Here is a 15,377-nt window from a genome sequence, read left to right as displayed (position 1 = left end):
GGCTCGATGAGAAGGTCACTGGCGCTGGGCGCCGCGGTGCTCCTGGCGGTGAGCGCGTGCTCGGTCGGGTCGAACACCGGCGGTGGCACCGAAATCACCTTCCTCACCTTCGAGACACCGAACCTCACGCCCGCCTACTGGGACGCCGCGATCAAGCGCGTCACCGACAAGAACCCCGGCTTCAAGGTGAAGAAGCTCGTCGCCCCCACCGCCGACGGCCGGACGTCGTACGCGAAGCAGCTGCTGCAGTCCGGCCAGTTCCCGGACGTGCTGATCGCCGTGGACTCCGCGGGCTTCGCCGAGGCCGGCAACCTCTACGCCTGGACGCCCGACGAGCTCAAGGACTTCCAGTTCCCCGAGGCCAACCCGGTCAACGGGAAGTACTACCAGCTGCCGGCGAACACCCAGACCATCCCGCCGGTCTACTACAACAAGAAGATGTTCGCCGACGCGGGTATCGCCGCGCCGCCGAAGACGTGGGCCGAACTGGTCGCCGACGCCGGCAAGCTCAAGGACAAGGGCTTCGCGCCGTTCACCATCGGCGGCGGCAAGGACGGCTTCCCGTCGTCGATGATCCTCTCCGGCCTGGTCGGCACCGAGGTCTACGCCACGACGCCGGACTGGCTGACCCAGCGGCGCCAGGACAAGGTCAAGTTCGCCGATCCCGCCTTCCAGCGCGCCTTCTCGAAGCTCGCCGACCTCGTCGCGCGCGGGTACGTGGACAAGACGAGCGTTTCCCGCGACTACGCGGCGACCGAGCAGGCTTTCCTCGACGGCAAGAGCGCGATGTACCCGATGGGCAACTGGTTCGCCGCCAACGCCGACTCGAAGAAGCACGACTTCGAAGTCGGCGTGTTCGACTTCCCCACCGAGGACGGCAAGCTCGTCGTCCCGGCCTACACCGGTGGCGGCATGATCGTGAACGCGAAGGCCGCGAACCTCGACGCCGCCAGGAAGTTCGCGCTCGGCTTCCAGCTGGACAAGGACCAGCTCGACGCGTCGGTCAAGGCGGACGGCCTGTTCCCGGCGCTCAAGGGCTACACCCCGCCCGCCGACGTGGGCCCGGCGTTCAAGGCCGGGTACGACCTCTACACCCAGGCGGTGCGGCAGAACGCCGTCGTCCACGCGTTCCGCTGGGAGACCGCCGACGACGGGTTGCTGCCCGGTATGAAGGACAAGGTCGACCAGGCCGCCCAGGACGTCATCACCGGCCGCAAGACGGTGGCCGACGCGTGCGCGTTCCTGGACACCGAGTGGGCGAAGGCGGGCTGACTTGGCCACCCGCAAGCCGGTCCTGCCGCGGGTCGGGCACTTCGCGTCGTTCGGCGCCCCGGGCGTGCTCGTCTACGTGTGCTTCGTGCTCGCTCCGATCCTGATCAGCTTCGGCTACAGCCTGACGAACTACAACCCGTTCCACCCGCCGGTGCGGTTCGTCGGCTTCGACAACTACCAGCTGCTCTTCACCGATGAGCAGTTCCTCGCCGCGCTCGAGGTCACCACGATCCTGACGCTGATCGTGGTCCTCGTGCCCAACGTGCTCGGTCTCGGCGTCGCGCTGCTGCTCGACCGGAAAGGCTGGCTGTACAACGCTTTGCGCAGCGTGTTCTTCACCCCGGTGATCCTCAGCTCGGTCGTCGTCTCGATCGTTTGGTCGCGGCTGCTCGACGACGCCGGGCCGCTGAACAACCTGTTGCGCGCGCTGGGGGTCGAGCACCCGCCGGGCTGGCTTTCGGACCCCGATCTGGCGCTGTACTCGGTCGCCTCGATCGTGTGCTGGCAGATGCTCGGGTTCTGCGTCGTCGTCTACCTGGCCGGGCTGCAGGGCGTGCCGGCCGAACTGCTCGAAGCCGCCGAGATCGACGGCGCCGGGCCGCTGCGGCGGTTCCGCGCGGTTACCTGGCCGCTGCTCGCGCCGTCGCTGACTATCACTACGGTCGTGCTGCTGATCTCCGCGTTCAAGACCTACGACTACGTCAAGGTGATCACCAACGGCGGCCCGGGTTCCGGAGCCACGGCGACGATCGCGTTCGACGTGCTGCAGACCGGCTTCGACGCCAACCACGTCGGCTACGCGTCCGCGATGGCCGTGCTGATGCTGGCGATCGTCGCGGTCGTGACGACCGTCGTGCTGAACTTCCTCCGCCGCCGGGAGGTGGACCTGTGACCCGCCGGCTGGTCGCCCTGCTCGTCGGCGCGGTGTTCTTCGTGCCGCTGTACCTGGTGCTGGCCAACGTCTTCAAGCGGGGCGACCTGATCGCGAAGGAACCCGCGTCGCTCCCGCTGCCGCCGACGCTGGCCAACATCCACGCGGTGCTGACCCGCCCGGACGGGTTGTTCTGGGTCAGCCTGGCCAACAGCGTCGTCGTGACGGTGTCGTCGATCCTGGTCCTGACCGTCCTGTCGGCCATGCTCGGCCACTACCTGGCGCGTTCGCGCAAGCGGTGGACGAAGGTCCTGACGCTGGTGCTGCTGGCCGGCCTGATGATCCCGCCGCAGGTCATCCTGATCCCGATCACGGACGTCCTGCGCGTCACCCACCTGATGGCGTCGCTGCCGGGACTGATCCTGTTCAACGTCGGCTACTACGTGCCGTTCGGGGTCTTCGTGTTCAGCGGGTTCGTCCGCGGGGTCCCGGTCGAGCTGGAGGAGGCGGCGCTGCTCGACGGCGCCGGGCGGATGCAGGTGTTCTGGCGCGTGGTGTTCCCGCTGCTGCGCCCGGCGACGGCGTCCGTGCTGATCTTCCTGGGCGTGTGGATCTGGAACGACTTCATCGACCCGCTGATCATCCTCGGCCCGGGGCAGGGCACGACGATCACGACGGGCATCTACCGCTCGATCGGCCAGTACCAGGCGGACCTGGGCAGCGTGTTCGCCCTGATGTTCCTGGCGACGCTGCCGGTGCTGATCTTCTACCTGGCACTGCAGAAGCAGTTCGTGAAGGGCCTGACCGGCGGCGCGACGAAGGGCTAGCGCGCACTTTCACGTGAAAGTGCCGCTTCTTCACAGAAACTTCACCATGGTGTCGGACTGCTCGGACCCCGCGCCCACGACCTCGTAGCCGGCCGCGAGGTACAGCCGCTCCGCAAAGTTCTTCCGTTCGACGCTGAGGCTGATCCGCGCGATCCCCGCTTCCTTCGCGTGGTCCTCGACGGCGTGCAGCAACGCGCGTCCGACGCCCCGGCCGCGCCACTCCGCGGCCACGCCGACGGTGAGTTCGGGGACGTCGGCGGCCACGAACCCGTACCCCGGCGCGTCGGGAGCGAAGAAGCGCAGCCAGGCGGCGCCGACCCGCTCGCCGTCCGCTTCGGCGACGACACCCAGGTCGCTTTCCCGCGGCCAGCCGGCGACGTAGCAGGCGGTGTTCGGAGCCGCGAGCACGCGGCGACGGCTCTTCGGCGGCCAGTCCGGCGACCAGTTGACGGCGGCCACCAGCACGTCGGCCAGGAAGTCGGCGTCGTCGGCGGTCGCCGGGCGGAGCTTCACCGCTCGCGGACCCGCCCGCCGTCGACCTCCAGGCGGCGCGTCACGTGCACGGCGTCCAGCATCCGGCGGTCGTGCGTCACCAGCAGCAGGGTGCCCGGGTACTTGTCGAGCGCCGACTCGAGCTGCTCGATCGCGGCCAGGTCGAGGTGGTTGGTCGGCTCGTCCAGCACCAGCAGGTTGACCCCGCGGGCCTGCAGCAGCGCCAGCGCCGCGCGGGTCCGCTCCCCCGGCGACAGCGTCGCCGCCGACCGGAGCACGTGCGCGGCTTTGAGCCCGAACTTCGCCAGCAGCGTCCGGACGTCGGCGTCGGCCAGCTCCGGGACCTCGCGCGCGAACGCGTCGGCGAGCGGGACGTCGTCGAGGAACAGCCGCCGGGCCTGGTCGACCTCGCCGACCACGACCCCCGGCCCGAGCGCGGCGTTGCCCTCGTCGAGCGGGACCCGGCCGAGCAGCGCGGCCAGCAGCGTCGACTTGCCCGCGCCGTTGGCGCCGGTGATGGCGACCTTGTCCGCCCAGTCGATCTGCAGGTCGACCGGCCCGAGGGTGAAGCCGCCGCGGCGGACGACCGCGCCGCGCAGGGTCGCGACCACCGCGCCCGCGCGCGGGGCCGCGGCGATCTCCATCCGCAGCTCCCACTCCTTGCGGGGCTCCTCGACGACGTCCAGGCGCTCGATCATCCGGTCGGTCTGCCGGGCCTTCGACGCCTGCTTCTCGGTGGCCTCGGCGCGGAACTTGCGGGCGTTCTTGTCGTTGTCGGGCTGCTTCCGGCGGGCGTTCTTGACGCCCTTCTCCATCCACGCCCGCTGCATCCGGCCGCGCGCCTCGAGCGAGGCCTTCGTGTCGGCGAACTCCTCGTAGTCCTCACGCGCGTGCCGGCGCGCGACCTCGCGTTCCTCGAGGTAGGCCTCGTAGCCGCCGCCGTAGCTGTTGACCTGCTGCTGCACCAGGTCCAGCTCGACGACGCGGTCGACGGTCCTGGCCAGGAACTCGCGGTCGTGGCTGACCAGCACGGTCGCCGCCCGCAGCCCGGTCACGAACCGCTCCAGCCGGGCCAGGCCGTCCAGGTCGAGGTCGTTGGTCGGCTCGTCCAGCAAGAAGATGTCGTAGCGGCTCAGCAGCAGCGACGCGAGCCCGGCGCGCGCGGCCTGACCGCCCGAGAGCGACGTCATCGGCTGGTCGAGGTCGACGGCGAGACCGAGGTCGGCGGCCACTTCGGCGGCGCGGTCGTCGAGGTCGGCGCCGCCCAGGTCGAGCCAGCGGTCGAGCGCCGTCGCGTACTGGTCGTCCGCGCCCGCTTCGCCCGCGGTGAGGGCTTCGGTCGCCGCGTCGAGGTCCGCCTGGGCCGCCGACACACCGGTGCGGCGCGCGAGGAACGCCCGCACCGACTCGCCGTCCCGCCGCTCCGGCTCCTGCGGCAGGTGCCCGACGGTCGCCGACGGCGGGTTCAGCCGGATCTCGCCGCCGTCCGGTTTCGCGAGCCCGGCGAGGGTCCGCAGCAGCGTCGACTTGCCGGCGCCGTTGACACCGACCAGGCCGACGACGTCGCCCGGGGCGACGACGAGATCGAGGCCGGAGAAGAGGATGCGGTCACCGTGGCCCGCGGCCAGGTCCTTCGCGACGAGTGTTGCGCTCATGAGATCGCCGAGTCTACGGGGCCGTGGTGGACTGTCAGATCAAGGTCAAAGCCACCGGCTGTGTGTGTCGGGTGGCGCTTTGATCACTGAGTGTGGGTACCCTGTTCGGTTGTCGCGTCTTCCGTGCAGTGAGGTTGGTGAACACAGATGGGCGAACCCGCTCCCCCGGTGACCCTCGGCCGCAGGCCGAAACCGAGGGAAGGCCGCCCCTCCGCGCCCCGGCCCACGGTGAGCCGGCGCCGCGAGGTGAGCCACGCCAGCGCCCGGTCGCTGCTGATGACCGTGCTCGGCGAGTACGCGCTCCCCCGCGACAAGCCCGTGTGGACGTCGATGCTGGTCGAGGTTCTCGGCATCCTCGACATCGAGGAGAAGTCCGCCCGGCAGGCGCTGGCCCGCTCGGCCGCCGAGGGCTGGGTCGTCTCCGAGCGCGTCGGGCGCCGCGTCCGCTGGTCGCTGACCCCGCCCGGGCGCAGGCTGCTGACCGAGGGCGCCGAGCGGATCTACGCCTTCGGCCGCGAGCGCCCGCCGTGGAACGGGCAGTGGCTGATGCTGATCGTGTCCGTCCCGGAGGCCAAGCGCGACCTGCGGCACCGGCTGCGCACGCGGCTGACCTGGGCGGGCTTCGGTTCGCCGGTGGCCGGCGTGTGGGTCAGCCCGGACCTGTCCCGCCAGCGCGAGGCCCAGCAGATCGTCAGCGAGCTCGGCCTCGACGCCCAGGCGATGTCGTTCACCGCGGCGTACGGCGAGGTCGGCGAGCAGGAGTCGATGGTCTCGCGCTCCTGGGACCTGACCGAGCTGAAGGACCGCTACGAGGACTTCATCGACCGGTTCACCGGCCTGCACCCGACCGGCGGCCGGGCGGTGCTGCGCGCGCAGACCGAGCTGGTCCACGAGTGGCGGCGGTTCCCGTTCCTCGACCCGCAGCTGCCCGCCGAGCTCCTCCCGGCGAAGTGGAGCGGGACGAAAGCCGGGGAACTGTTCCATCACAAACACGTCGACTGGCGCCCCGAGGCCCAGCAGTATTGGGACGACATCGTCGAAGCCGAAGAAGCAGGGTGAACATGACTCAGCAGGTCCGCCTCGATCGTGACGGCGGGCTCGCCGTCCTGACCGTCGACGCTCCGCCGTTGAACCTCTACACGGCTTCGCTGCAGTCCCAGCTCGCTTCGGCGCTCGACTCGCTGGAGGAGGCGCCCGCCCGGGCCCTGCTGATCCGGGCCGAGGGCAAGATCGTCAGCGGCGGCGTCGACGTCTCGCTGTTCGACGCCCAGGGCTCGCCCGCCGAGGCGAAGGTGCTGTTCGACGAGATGCTCGCGGTGCCGGACCGGATCGCGGCGCTGCCGTTCCCGACCGTGTTCGCCGCGCACGGCCTGTGCCTGACCTGGGCGTTCGAGGTCGCCGTGGCGTGCGACCTCATCCTGGCCGCGTCGCGGGCGAAGTTCGGGCTGGTCGAGAAGGTCGTCGGGCTGACCCCGACCATGGGCGGCACCCAGCGGCTCGCTTCGCGTGCGGGCGTGGGCCGCGCGAAGGAGTTCGTCATGACCGGCGACACCTACGACGCGGCCACGCTGGAGCGCTGGAACGTCGTCAACCGCGTCCTGCCGGACGAGGGCTTCGACGAGGCCGCGCGGGAGTTCGCGCGGCAGCTCGCCGCCGGGCCGACCCGGGCCCACGCGGCGACCAAGCGCGTGCTCGACCACTTCTCCGCCGGCGGCGTTCCCGAGGCGAACGCGCACATCACGTCGATCGCGGCCGAGCTCTTCGAGACCGAGGACCTCCGCGGCGCCGTGAAGTCGTTCTTGGCCGACGGGCCGGGCAAGGCGACGTTCTCGGGCCGTTAACCGGCCGTTCGGACGGCGGTTGCCGCCGTTCGGGCCTGCGCGGTTTTCCCCGCACCGGGTTACATTCGATGTGGTCTAGACCACGTCGTCCCCGCCCCCGTGCCGTCTGGAGAACCGCCATGAGACGCACCCCCGTACGACTACGCTCCGCGCTCGCCGCCTTACTGGTGGCGCTCGGCGGCACCGCGGCGCTCGCGCCACCCGCCGCCGCGGCCGGCTCGCTGACCGCCACCCTGGCGATGAGCGGCACCACTGGCACCTACACCGTCGCCAACACCGGCACCTCCTCGGTGAGCAACTGGGCGATCACCTTCACGCTGCCCGCCGGCGTCACCGCGTCGACCGGCGAGAACGGCACGGTGACCCAGAACGGCACGCAGGTCACGCTGACCCCCGCGTACTACATCGCGACGCTGGCGCCGGGCCGGACCACCTACCCGTACAGCCCGACGTTCCGGCTCAGCGCCGCCGCGACACCCGCGCAGTGCCGCGTCGACAACGCCAACTGCGACGGTTCACCGGACACGCCACCGGGTGCGCCCGGCGGGCTCAGGCTGGTCACGAAGACGACCAAGACAGTGGCGCTGGCCTGGACCGCGTCGGCGGCCGGATCGTTGCCGGTCACCGGGTACGACGTCTACCAGGGCGCGTCCCTGGCCGCGTCGGTGACCGGGACGAGCGCGACGATCTCCGGGCTCACCCCGGGCACGGCGTACTCGTTCACGGTGAAGGCCAAGGACGCCAAGGGGAACACGTCCCCGGCGAGCGCCGCACTGGCCGTGACGACGAACAGCCCCGCCGACGACACGCAGGCGCCGTCCGCCCCGGCCGGGCTGCGCTCGACGGCCGCGGACTCGGGCAGCGTCTCCCTGGCCTGGACGGCGTCGACGGACAACACCGGCGTGATCGGCTACGACGTGTACCGCGGATCGGTACTGGCCACGACGGTGACCACGACGTCCGCCGTCGTGACCGGGCTGGCACCGTCCACTTCGTACTCGTTCACGGTGCGGGCGCGCGACGGCTACGACAACGTTTCCGCGCCGAGCGCCGCGGTGACCGCGAAGACCGGCGACATCGTCTCGGGCTACGCGAAGGTCGGCTACTTCGTGCAGTGGGGCATCTACGGGCGCCAGTACTTCGTGAAGAACCTCGAGACGTCCGGTGCCGCGTCGAAGCTGACGCACCTGCTGTACGCGTTCGAGAACATCGACCCGGTGAACCTGACGTGCCTGTCCGGCGTCACGAAGGGCACCACGGCGAACCCGCAGGACCCGAACCAGGGTGACGGCGCCGGCGACGCCGAGGCCGACTACTCGCGGCCGTTCTCGGCGGCGCAGTCGGTGGACGGCGTGGCCGACACGGGCTGGGAGTCGTTGCGCGGAAACTTCAACCAGCTGAAGAAGCTCAAGGCGAAGCACCCCAACCTGAAGGTGCTGGTGTCGCTGGGCGGCTGGACGTACTCGAAGTACTTCTCCGACGTCGCGGCCACGGACGCGTCGCGCAAGAAGTTCGTCTCGTCGTGCGTCGACACGTGGCTGAAGGGCAACATCGCGTCCTACGGCGGCGCGGGCGGCCCGGGCACCGCGGCCGGCATCTTCGACGGCATCGACCTCGACTGGGAGTGGCCGGCGAGCGCCGACGGCCACCCGGGCAACCACTGGAGCCCGAACGACAAGGACAACCTGACCGCGCTGATGGCGGAGTTCCGCACGCAGATGGACGCGTACGGCGCGACGACCGGCAAGCGCTACCAGTTGCACGCGTTCACCCCGGCCGACCCGAACAAGGTCGCGTCCGGGTGGGACCTCTCGAAGGTGTTCAACTACCTGGACGTGGCGAACGTGCAGGGGTACGACTTCCACGGCTCGGGCAGCGACAACTCGTGGGAGCCCAACCGCACCGGCCACCAGGGCAACCTGTACGCCGACGCGGACGACCCGTACCCGTTCCACTTCAGCGCCGAGGCGGCGATCAACGCGTACACGAACGCGGGCGTCGATCCGCGAAGGCTGACGTTGGGCCTGGCCTTCTACGGCCGGGGCTGGCAAGGCGTCGCGGCGGGCGGCAAGAACGGCGAGTGGCAGTCGGCGACCGGCGCGGCCCCGGGCCAGTTCGCCGAAGAGGCGGGAACGCGCGGCTACGCGAACCTGCTGGCGAGCGTCCCGAACTGCACGGTCTACCACGACACGGCGGCGGTGGCGACGTCCTGCTACACGGGCAACGGCGGCCAGTGGTGGACGTTCGACGACGCGTGGTCGATCGGGCTGAAGACGACGTGGCTGAAGCAGCGCGGCCTGCTCGGCGTGATGGCGTGGGAGATGTCCGGTGACACCGGCGCATTGATGAACGCGGTCAGCGCCGGACTCGGTTAGGTTGTTCAGCCCGCTGAACGGAATCGGCCTTTCCGTTCAGCGGGCTGAACCTTTCCTTCAAATCGCGAACAAAGGCTCTTACCTCCTTGACTCCCGATGGTCTGGACCATGAAACTGGGCGCAGCGCGCAGGGGATCCAGGACACCGTCGTCTCGAGGAGAGCCATGTCCCGCTTACGCTTGTTTTTTGCTTTGGGTGCAGCGATCCCGCTGGCACTGGGGCTGATCGCCACCCCGGCCCCGGCGGCCCCGGCGACGTTCACCCACCCCGGCGTGCTGGTGAGCCGCCCGCAGCTGGACTTCGTCAAAACCCAGGTGAACGCGGGCGCCCAACCCTGGAAAGCGGCGTACGACCAGGCATTGGCGAGTCCGTACGCATCGTTGTCCCGAACCCCGAAACCCCGCGCGGTCGTGGAATGCGGCTCCTATTCGAACCCGAACTACGGCTGCACGGACGAGCGCGAAGACGCGATCGCGGCGTACACGGACGCCCTGATCTGGTACATCTCGGGTGACGCCCGCTACGCGCAGAAGGCGATAGCGCTGATGGACGCGTGGTCGGCGACGATCACGAGCCACACCAACAGCAACGCGCCGTTGCAGACGGGCTGGGCCGGCTCATCGTGGCCCCGAGCGGCGGAGATCATCAAGTACACGTACACGAGCTGGCCGAATTCGGGCCGGTTCGGAACGATGCTGCGCAACGTGTACCTGAACAAAATCATCAACGGCAGCAACAGCAACGGCAACTGGGAACTGTCCATGATGGAGGCCGCGGTCGGCATCACGGTGTTCCTGGAGGACAAGCCGAACTTCGACAAGGCGGTGACCCGGTACCGCAACCGAGTGGCGGCGTACGTGTACCTGTCTTCGGACGGCGCCTTGCCGAAGACGGTCCCTGGCAGTGGGTTGTCTTCGCGCGACCAGATCGTGGGCTACTGGCAGGGCCAGTCGACCTTCGTGGACGGCTTGACCCAGGAGACCTGCCGCGACTTCACCCACACGGGCTACGGCATCGCGGCGATCGCGGACGTGGCGGAAACGCTCCGCATCCAGGGCCAGGACGTCTACGGAACCGACGTCGGCGAGCGGCTGCGTCAGGCGCTGGGCTTCCAGTCGAAGTACCAGCTGGGAACTGCGGTGCCTTCCTGGCTTTGCTCGGGCTTCCTGAAGCTGGGGCTGGGCCCGGTGACCGAGGTGGGGTTCAACGCGCTCCACACGCGCCTGGGCATCGCCATGTCGAACACGCAGACACTGACGGAACGCCAGCGGCCGGCAGGGTCGAACAACCTGTTCGTGGCTTGGCAGACGTTGACCCACGCAAGCAACCCGGCTTGATCTTGGGGTCCGGTCCGCCTGAGTTGTTTCCGCAGGTCAGGCGGACTGGGGACCCTGCTTGCAGAGGGGGTTGAAGGGCACGCTAGAGTACTTCTCACGCACTCAGCGAGTGCGGGTCCGGGCTGTGGCGCAGTTTGGTAGCGCACTTGACTGGGGGTCAAGGGGTCGCAGGTTCAAATCCTGTCAGCCCGACCGGATCAGCCACGTTCATGCAGGTGGACGTGGCTTTTTTCATTCCCGAGGTAGCTCCGGACGCGACTCAGCCCCGGGGCGGCCCACATTCTGCCCACATGCCCCGGGGCTGATCATCACGCCGCCATACCCGCCAGCGCTTGAGTACGTCGAGCGTCGAGCACGTCCGCTACCTCATCGAGGCGGTCCGGGAACAGGTGCCCGTATACGTTGAGGGTCATGGCCGCGTCGGCGTGCCCGAGCATCTGCTGAACCACCTTCACGTCGGCGCCGGCCGCGATGGCGAGCGACGCTGCCGTGTGCCGCAGCTTGTGCGGGGTGAGCCCGACGACACCGAGGTCAGCAGCCTTGAGAGCCGCGTTGAACTCCCGGACGCGCCAGTTGTTCGCCCGCAGCGACTGACCCCGGCCAGTGGTGAACAGCAAGTCGTCAGCCTGCCGGCCGGTCACCAGCGGACGCAGCACCGGCACGAGGGACGCCGGGAAGGAGACGGTCCGCTTCTTCCCCGTCTTGGGCGGCCCCTCGTGCTGCACACCGCCAACCTCGAAGAACGTCACGACGACTCGGATGCGCCGCTTTGCGAGATCCACGCGCCCGACCCGCAGCGCGGCAGCCTCACCCCACCGGAGGCCGGTGTAGGCCAGCAGCAGGATGAGCGCGCGGTTGATCTCGGCTCCCGCCGTAGGCCGGTCGTACTTCGTGCGTAGGACGGCGGCAGCGTCGGCGAGCGTCTCCACCTGTTCGTAGGTGAGGTAGACGTGCTCCGCATCCGGACGCACTGGCAGTTTGACCCCGCGCGCCGGGTTGACCAGGATGCGACGCGGCACGCACCAGTCGAGCACCATCGAGAACACCCGGTAGGCGTGCCGAGCCTGCGAGGGTCCGAGACCGCTACCGCCCTTGTCCTTCGACTTCAGCAGGTCCGCTACCCACAGCGCAACGTCTTCGCGGTGGATCGCATTGAGTGGCCGGCCGCCCCACTTGACGTTGACGTGGTTGTCGAGGAGCCCTCGGTACTTCCACCACGTCGACTGACGCAGGTCGTGGCGGCTGTCAAGCCACTTCTCCCCCATCTCGGCGAACGTCACCTTCGACGACTTCGGATCCACATAGGACCCACCACGGAGGCTGTCTTCGAGCTCCGTCCGGCGCGCCTCTGCCCTGTCTTTGTTCGGCGCCGTCTCCGATCGGAGCTTGCCGGTCACGTCGTAGTAGCGGACCTCCCAGCGGGCCGGTGGTCGCCGTCCGGCCGCCTTCGCCTTCGTCACGGCCTCGCGATGCGCTGTCTTCTTCAGCCGGTCATACACCCACGCACGAGCCATCAGCAGGCCGCCTGTCCGTCGATCCAGGTGTCGACGTCGGACGGCCGATAGCGGACGTACTTGCCGACGCGAAACCCGGCCGGGCCTTTGCCGGTCTTGCGCCACTGGTAAAGCGTGTTCACCGGAACCTGGAGGTAGGTGGACAGGTCTTCAATGCTGAGTAGACGGTCATTCATGTTCGTTTTCCTTGCTGTACTTGAGTTTGCGGTCGTCTCGGATGCGTTCGGCGATGCCGGCCGCGAGTTCGCGTTCCGCGTCGTCGCGGTACCCGGAGCCGCCAAAGGACCAGTCGTTGACCACGGCGATCGAGTCGACGCAGTCGTCCAGCCCCAGCCGTTCGAGGGTCTCGGCGAGCCGGAACGCCCGGCGGTCACCTCGGATGGCCTTGAACGTCGTGGAGTACGCCAGCGACTTGGTGAGGAAGTGGCCCCGGAACGCGAGCATGTGCGCCCACCTGCGGAGCTTCAGGTCCTCGAACGCCGGCAGGTCCCCGAGGTCCCAGGCGGTCTGGATGATGCGGCGGTGGTGCGCGGTCACTTTCAGGTGATCGATGTCGAGCTGGGAGCGGATCGGCCGGTCAGCGGCTTCGCTCTTGCCAGTGCCCTTCGTGGCGTACTTCGCGATGTACGCGGCGAGCCGGGCTTCGGAGATCTGCCCGTTGTCGTCTTCCAGCTCAGTTGAGGCGGCCAGTTCGATGCGGCGGACGTCGACCTGAGCGCCCCACGTCAGTCCCAGCTCAGTCCCGTCCGGGTACGCGGTCCGCACGAGGACGGCCCCAGCAGCCGCGTACACGGCGTCTTCCAACAGGTCCGGGTGCGCCCACCGGGGAGCCGGTGACACGGCGCCCTCGGGGCCGTCGAGGCGGACGACGGCGTGGAAGTGCACGAGCCCGCGTCGCTGGTATTCGGCGACCTTGCCGTACGAGAGCCGAGCCTGTTCGGTGAACTCGCGGGCCTTGAGCCCGGCACGTTTGGCGATCTCCCGACGCAGCCGCGTCGTGAAGCGCTGCCACAGGACGCCGGCGTGGGCTTGCCAGATCACCGAGCCGACGTAGTCGTAGGTCTCCGGGTCCAGCGGGGCGCCGATGCGGGTGTCGTCGTCGTGGTGGTACTCCCCGCAGCCGCACGGCCGGCGCTTCCCGTTCCGCGTGATGCGGGCGGTGTGGACGGGGCCGAAGGACGGGGCGGTGAGGGTGACGAACGCGCGGGGCCGGTCGCCGACCGTGGCGGGGATGCCCTTGTGGCCGCCGATGAGCCCGGCGCGGATGAGGTGGAAGGCGTCGGCGGCGTAGCGGTCGGAGCAGGCCGGGCAGACCCCCGACCGGCGGTTGCCGCACGGGGCGAAGATGTCGCCACCGTGGTGGTGCAGGACGACGCCGGTGGCGGCGTCCTGGAGCTGGTGTGCCCCCGAGAGCCGGATGGGGCGGGCGCAGCCGTTGACGGCGCGGACCTTGGCTCGCCAGTCGTGGTAGTCCAGGGCCTTCACGCGGGCGGCGAGGCGGTCTTCCAACGTCAGCATGTCGGAGCCTTTCGGTTGGCAGGCATGAGAACGGCGCGGGAGCCGGGCCGGGTTGATGGCCGGGCTCCCGCGCCGGAGGGGGTTCGCCGGGGGCGGGGGCGGGGGCGGCTACTAGGTGGCGTGCAGGTCGTAAGCCGCGTCGGCCACGCGACGCATTTCCGCCGCTTCCTCTTCGTGGATGCGGGCCATCTCGCCAGCCACTTCGGACAGGCGGAGCAGGGCCTCGCGGTTGCGTCCACCGGTCTCGTTGATGACCGACTTGTTCGCGGTGTCGAAGTCCTCCTGAAGGCGGAGGAGTTTGTCCAGATTGGACGTCGCTTTCGTCATGGGTGAGTCCCTTCCGGTGTGGTCAGGCGGTCAGGTCATGCAGGATCTGGGCGGCCATCGGTTCCGGGACGCGCACAACCCGGCGGATCTCCTCGATAGTCAGCTCCCGCCCTTCACTGCGGGCGGTCTCCGCCACGGTGTTGATCCGGCTGGTCAGCTCAGCGGGGAGCTTGAGCCGGGGCCGGGCCGGAGCGACCACAGCGGCCGGCGCCGGGGCCCGGTGCGTGACGACGTCGGTCCGGGAGGCGGTCACAGTGACCGACTCGGGGTCCGGAGTGGACACCGGGGTCGCGGGAGCTTCCGGAGCTGGAGCGCGACGCATGAGGAGCTTGACGACCACGAGGAAACCGAGTGCCGGCATCGCGGCCACCAGCCACCCGGCCGGGCTGGGTTCGGCGAGCGCGACCTGTGCGGCCATCTGCACCCCGAACCCGGCCACGAGCACGGCCATCGGGAACGTGAGCTTGCGGGCTCCCCCGCTTCGGTGGTCGCGCTGGATCTCGAACCCCGCGACGATCACGATGCCCTCGATCACCACCGCGTCGGCCCAGGCGATCCACCCAAGCTGTCCATGATGGACGGCCCAGTCGTGAGTGTGGGTGAACCCGGCCGCCGCGCCGATGCTCCCGAGGACCACGGCCACCAGGGTTTGGACGAGGTCCACCAGCCGACGAGTCCGGTTCGTACTGTCCGCAGTGGACATGATGCTCTCCTCTCAGAACGGAGTCAGGTTGGACCAGCGCTGGAGCATGTCCCGGCCACGTCGGGTCAGCCGCAGCGGCAGAACGGGTTTGCGAACGACGCCGTGCAGGCACGAGATCGTCTCCCGGGCCGGGGCGCGTTCGACGTAGCCGATGGACACCAGGTGCATCACGACGTCGTCCTCCTGAGCGGCCCGGCAGTGGCCTTCACCGTCGAGCACCATCACGCGGTCGGTGTCGTCCAGCAGCCCGAACTTCCCGTCCCGGACTTCCGCGAGTACGTCCTTGGCCACCAGCGGGTTGCCGGGTGAGCCGAGCGGCTTGCGACGTCCCCGGGCCGGAGGGCAGGCGCGGCCGGTGGTCGGTGCCGGCGTCGGGGCGGGGGTGCCGAACAGGCCGAGCTGTCCGGGGTCGGCGCGGCGGCTCATCGGATGCGCTCCCGCCCGACGTCGCCGAACTCGCGGTTGCGGAACTCGGTCACCCCGAGCACCATCCCGAGCCCGACGCAGCCGAACACGGCGGCCACGATCCAGAACAGCACCGACCAGCCCTGGCCGAGGTGGATCAGGTAAAGCACGAGCGCGGCCGGGGCGCCGTACTTGGCGTAGAGCCACACTCGCCACACGTAGAAACCGAGACGCCACATG

16 protein-coding genes and 1 tRNA gene are annotated in these 15,377 nt (G+C 69.6%); 8 read left to right on the top strand and 9 right to left on the bottom strand.

Annotation, left to right across the window (positions count from 1 at the left end; all coding sequences use genetic code 11):
* The first annotated feature begins 6 nt into the window (after window positions 1–6).
* From MUY14_RS12330 to MUY14_RS12320, 3 genes are read left to right on the top strand one after another with little or no spacing between them, the layout of a single operon-like run.
* Window positions 7–1,272, top strand: coding sequence for an extracellular solute-binding protein (locus tag MUY14_RS12330; protein WP_247023114.1), 1,266 nt, complete (start codon window positions 7–9; stop codon window positions 1,270–1,272).
* A 1-nt stretch (window position 1,273) separates the two neighbouring features.
* Complete coding sequence (locus MUY14_RS12325) at window positions 1,274–2,164, top strand: carbohydrate ABC transporter permease (RefSeq protein WP_247023113.1); 891 nt, start codon at window positions 1,274–1,276, stop codon at window positions 2,162–2,164.
* Entirely contained in the window at window positions 2,161–2,970 is an 810-nt protein-coding gene (locus tag MUY14_RS12320) for a carbohydrate ABC transporter permease (protein ID WP_247023112.1), read from the top strand. Before MUY14_RS12325 ends, MUY14_RS12320 begins: the two co-directional genes overlap by 4 nt.
* 30 nt (window positions 2,971–3,000) lie before the next feature.
* Here the strand turns inward: MUY14_RS12320 and MUY14_RS12315 are convergent, their stop codons facing one another.
* Window positions 3,001–3,483, bottom strand: a complete 483-nt coding sequence (locus MUY14_RS12315; RefSeq protein ID WP_247023111.1) for a GNAT family N-acetyltransferase — start codon at window positions 3,481–3,483, stop codon at window positions 3,001–3,003.
* Window positions 3,480–5,117, bottom strand: coding sequence for an ABC-F family ATP-binding cassette domain-containing protein (locus tag MUY14_RS12310; protein WP_247023110.1), 1,638 nt, complete (start codon window positions 5,115–5,117; stop codon window positions 3,480–3,482). The genes MUY14_RS12315 and MUY14_RS12310 overlap by 4 nt, the downstream gene beginning before the upstream one ends.
* Window positions 5,118–5,264: 147 nt before the next feature.
* Here MUY14_RS12310 and MUY14_RS12305 point away from each other — a divergent pair, with 147 nt between their 5' ends.
* From MUY14_RS12305 to MUY14_RS12285, 5 genes are all read left to right on the top strand, one after another.
* The gene (locus MUY14_RS12305) at window positions 5,265–6,176 is read left to right on the top strand and encodes a PaaX family transcriptional regulator C-terminal domain-containing protein (protein ID WP_281506287.1); all 912 of its coding nucleotides are present in this window, start codon (window positions 5,265–5,267) and stop codon (window positions 6,174–6,176) included.
* A gap of 2 nt (window positions 6,177–6,178) precedes the next feature.
* On the top strand, window positions 6,179–6,958 hold the full coding sequence (locus MUY14_RS12300; protein WP_247023109.1) for an enoyl-CoA hydratase/isomerase family protein: 780 nt from the start codon (window positions 6,179–6,181) through the stop codon (window positions 6,956–6,958).
* Window positions 6,959–7,077: 119 nt separating this feature from the next.
* Complete coding sequence (locus MUY14_RS12295; RefSeq protein WP_247023108.1) at window positions 7,078–9,333, top strand: glycosyl hydrolase family 18 protein; 2,256 nt, start codon at window positions 7,078–7,080, stop codon at window positions 9,331–9,333.
* Window positions 9,334–9,497: 164 nt separating this feature from the next.
* Window positions 9,498–10,670, top strand: coding sequence for an alginate lyase family protein (locus MUY14_RS12290; protein ID WP_247023107.1), 1,173 nt, complete (start codon window positions 9,498–9,500; stop codon window positions 10,668–10,670).
* A 118-nt stretch (window positions 10,671–10,788) separates the two neighbouring features.
* Window positions 10,789–10,862 (top strand) — tRNA-Pro (locus MUY14_RS12285).
* A gap of 116 nt (window positions 10,863–10,978) precedes the next feature.
* Here MUY14_RS12285 and MUY14_RS12280 read toward each other — a convergent pair.
* The 7 genes from MUY14_RS12280 to MUY14_RS12250 form a co-directional block, all read right to left on the bottom strand.
* The gene (locus MUY14_RS12280; RefSeq protein ID WP_247023106.1) at window positions 10,979–12,169 is read right to left on the bottom strand and encodes a site-specific integrase; all 1,191 of its coding nucleotides are present in this window, start codon (window positions 12,167–12,169) and stop codon (window positions 10,979–10,981) included.
* A gap of 14 nt (window positions 12,170–12,183) precedes the next feature.
* Window positions 12,184–12,360, bottom strand: coding sequence for an AlpA family transcriptional regulator (locus MUY14_RS12275; RefSeq protein ID WP_247023105.1), 177 nt, complete (start codon window positions 12,358–12,360; stop codon window positions 12,184–12,186).
* Window positions 12,353–13,702: a replication initiator gene (locus tag MUY14_RS12270; RefSeq protein WP_247023104.1), complete on the bottom strand. Its 1,350-nt coding sequence runs from the start codon at window positions 13,700–13,702 to the stop codon at window positions 12,353–12,355. Before MUY14_RS12270 ends, MUY14_RS12275 begins: the two co-directional genes overlap by 8 nt.
* 111 nt (window positions 13,703–13,813) lie before the next feature.
* On the bottom strand, window positions 13,814–14,029 hold the full coding sequence (locus MUY14_RS12265) for a hypothetical protein (RefSeq protein WP_247023103.1): 216 nt from the start codon (window positions 14,027–14,029) through the stop codon (window positions 13,814–13,816).
* A gap of 22 nt (window positions 14,030–14,051) precedes the next feature.
* Window positions 14,052–14,732, bottom strand: a complete 681-nt coding sequence (locus MUY14_RS12260) for a DUF2637 domain-containing protein (RefSeq protein WP_247023102.1) — start codon at window positions 14,730–14,732, stop codon at window positions 14,052–14,054.
* A 12-nt stretch (window positions 14,733–14,744) separates the two neighbouring features.
* The gene (locus MUY14_RS12255) at window positions 14,745–15,158 is read right to left on the bottom strand and encodes a hypothetical protein (RefSeq protein WP_247023101.1); all 414 of its coding nucleotides are present in this window, start codon (window positions 15,156–15,158) and stop codon (window positions 14,745–14,747) included.
* Window positions 15,155–15,376 (bottom strand): hypothetical protein, encoded by a 222-nt coding sequence (locus MUY14_RS12250; protein WP_247023100.1) that lies wholly within the window; start codon window positions 15,374–15,376, stop codon window positions 15,155–15,157. The genes MUY14_RS12255 and MUY14_RS12250 overlap by 4 nt, the downstream gene beginning before the upstream one ends.
* Between the last annotated feature and the right edge of the window lies 1 nt (window position 15,377).

The sequence above is a fragment of the Amycolatopsis sp. FBCC-B4732 genome (assembly GCF_023008405.1).
Taxonomy (GTDB): Bacteria; Actinomycetota; Actinomycetes; order Mycobacteriales; family Pseudonocardiaceae; genus Amycolatopsis; species Amycolatopsis pretoriensis_A.
This window is presented reverse-complemented; position numbering and strand designations above follow the sequence as displayed.

What these genes read in the sequence shown, in the direction of transcription:
- MUY14_RS12330 (WP_247023114.1), top strand. Translation starts at nt 7, where the DNA reads ATGAGAAGGTCACTGGCGCTGGGCGCCGCGGTGCTCCTGGCGGTGAGC.
- MUY14_RS12310 (WP_247023110.1), bottom strand. Translation starts at nt 5,117, where the DNA reads ATGAGCGCAACACTCGTCGCGAAGGACCTGGCCGCGGGCCACGGTGAC.
- MUY14_RS12305 (WP_281506287.1), top strand. Translation starts at nt 5,265, where the DNA reads ATGGGCGAACCCGCTCCCCCGGTGACCCTCGGCCGCAGGCCGAAACCG.
- MUY14_RS12300 (WP_247023109.1), top strand. Translation starts at nt 6,179, where the DNA reads ATGACTCAGCAGGTCCGCCTCGATCGTGACGGCGGGCTCGCCGTCCTG.
- MUY14_RS12295 (WP_247023108.1), top strand. Translation starts at nt 7,078, where the DNA reads ATGAGACGCACCCCCGTACGACTACGCTCCGCGCTCGCCGCCTTACTG.
- MUY14_RS12290 (WP_247023107.1), top strand. Translation starts at nt 9,498, where the DNA reads ATGTCCCGCTTACGCTTGTTTTTTGCTTTGGGTGCAGCGATCCCGCTG.
- MUY14_RS12275 (WP_247023105.1), bottom strand. Translation starts at nt 12,360, where the DNA reads ATGAATGACCGTCTACTCAGCATTGAAGACCTGTCCACCTACCTCCAG.
- MUY14_RS12270 (WP_247023104.1), bottom strand. Translation starts at nt 13,702, where the DNA reads ATGCTGACGTTGGAAGACCGCCTCGCCGCCCGCGTGAAGGCCCTGGAC.
- MUY14_RS12265 (WP_247023103.1), bottom strand. Translation starts at nt 14,029, where the DNA reads ATGACGAAAGCGACGTCCAATCTGGACAAACTCCTCCGCCTTCAGGAG.
- MUY14_RS12260 (WP_247023102.1), bottom strand. Translation starts at nt 14,732, where the DNA reads ATGTCCACTGCGGACAGTACGAACCGGACTCGTCGGCTGGTGGACCTC.
- MUY14_RS12255 (WP_247023101.1), bottom strand. Translation starts at nt 15,158, where the DNA reads ATGAGCCGCCGCGCCGACCCCGGACAGCTCGGCCTGTTCGGCACCCCC.
- MUY14_RS12250 (WP_247023100.1), bottom strand. Translation starts at nt 15,376, where the DNA reads ATGTGGCGTCTCGGTTTCTACGTGTGGCGAGTGTGGCTCTACGCCAAG.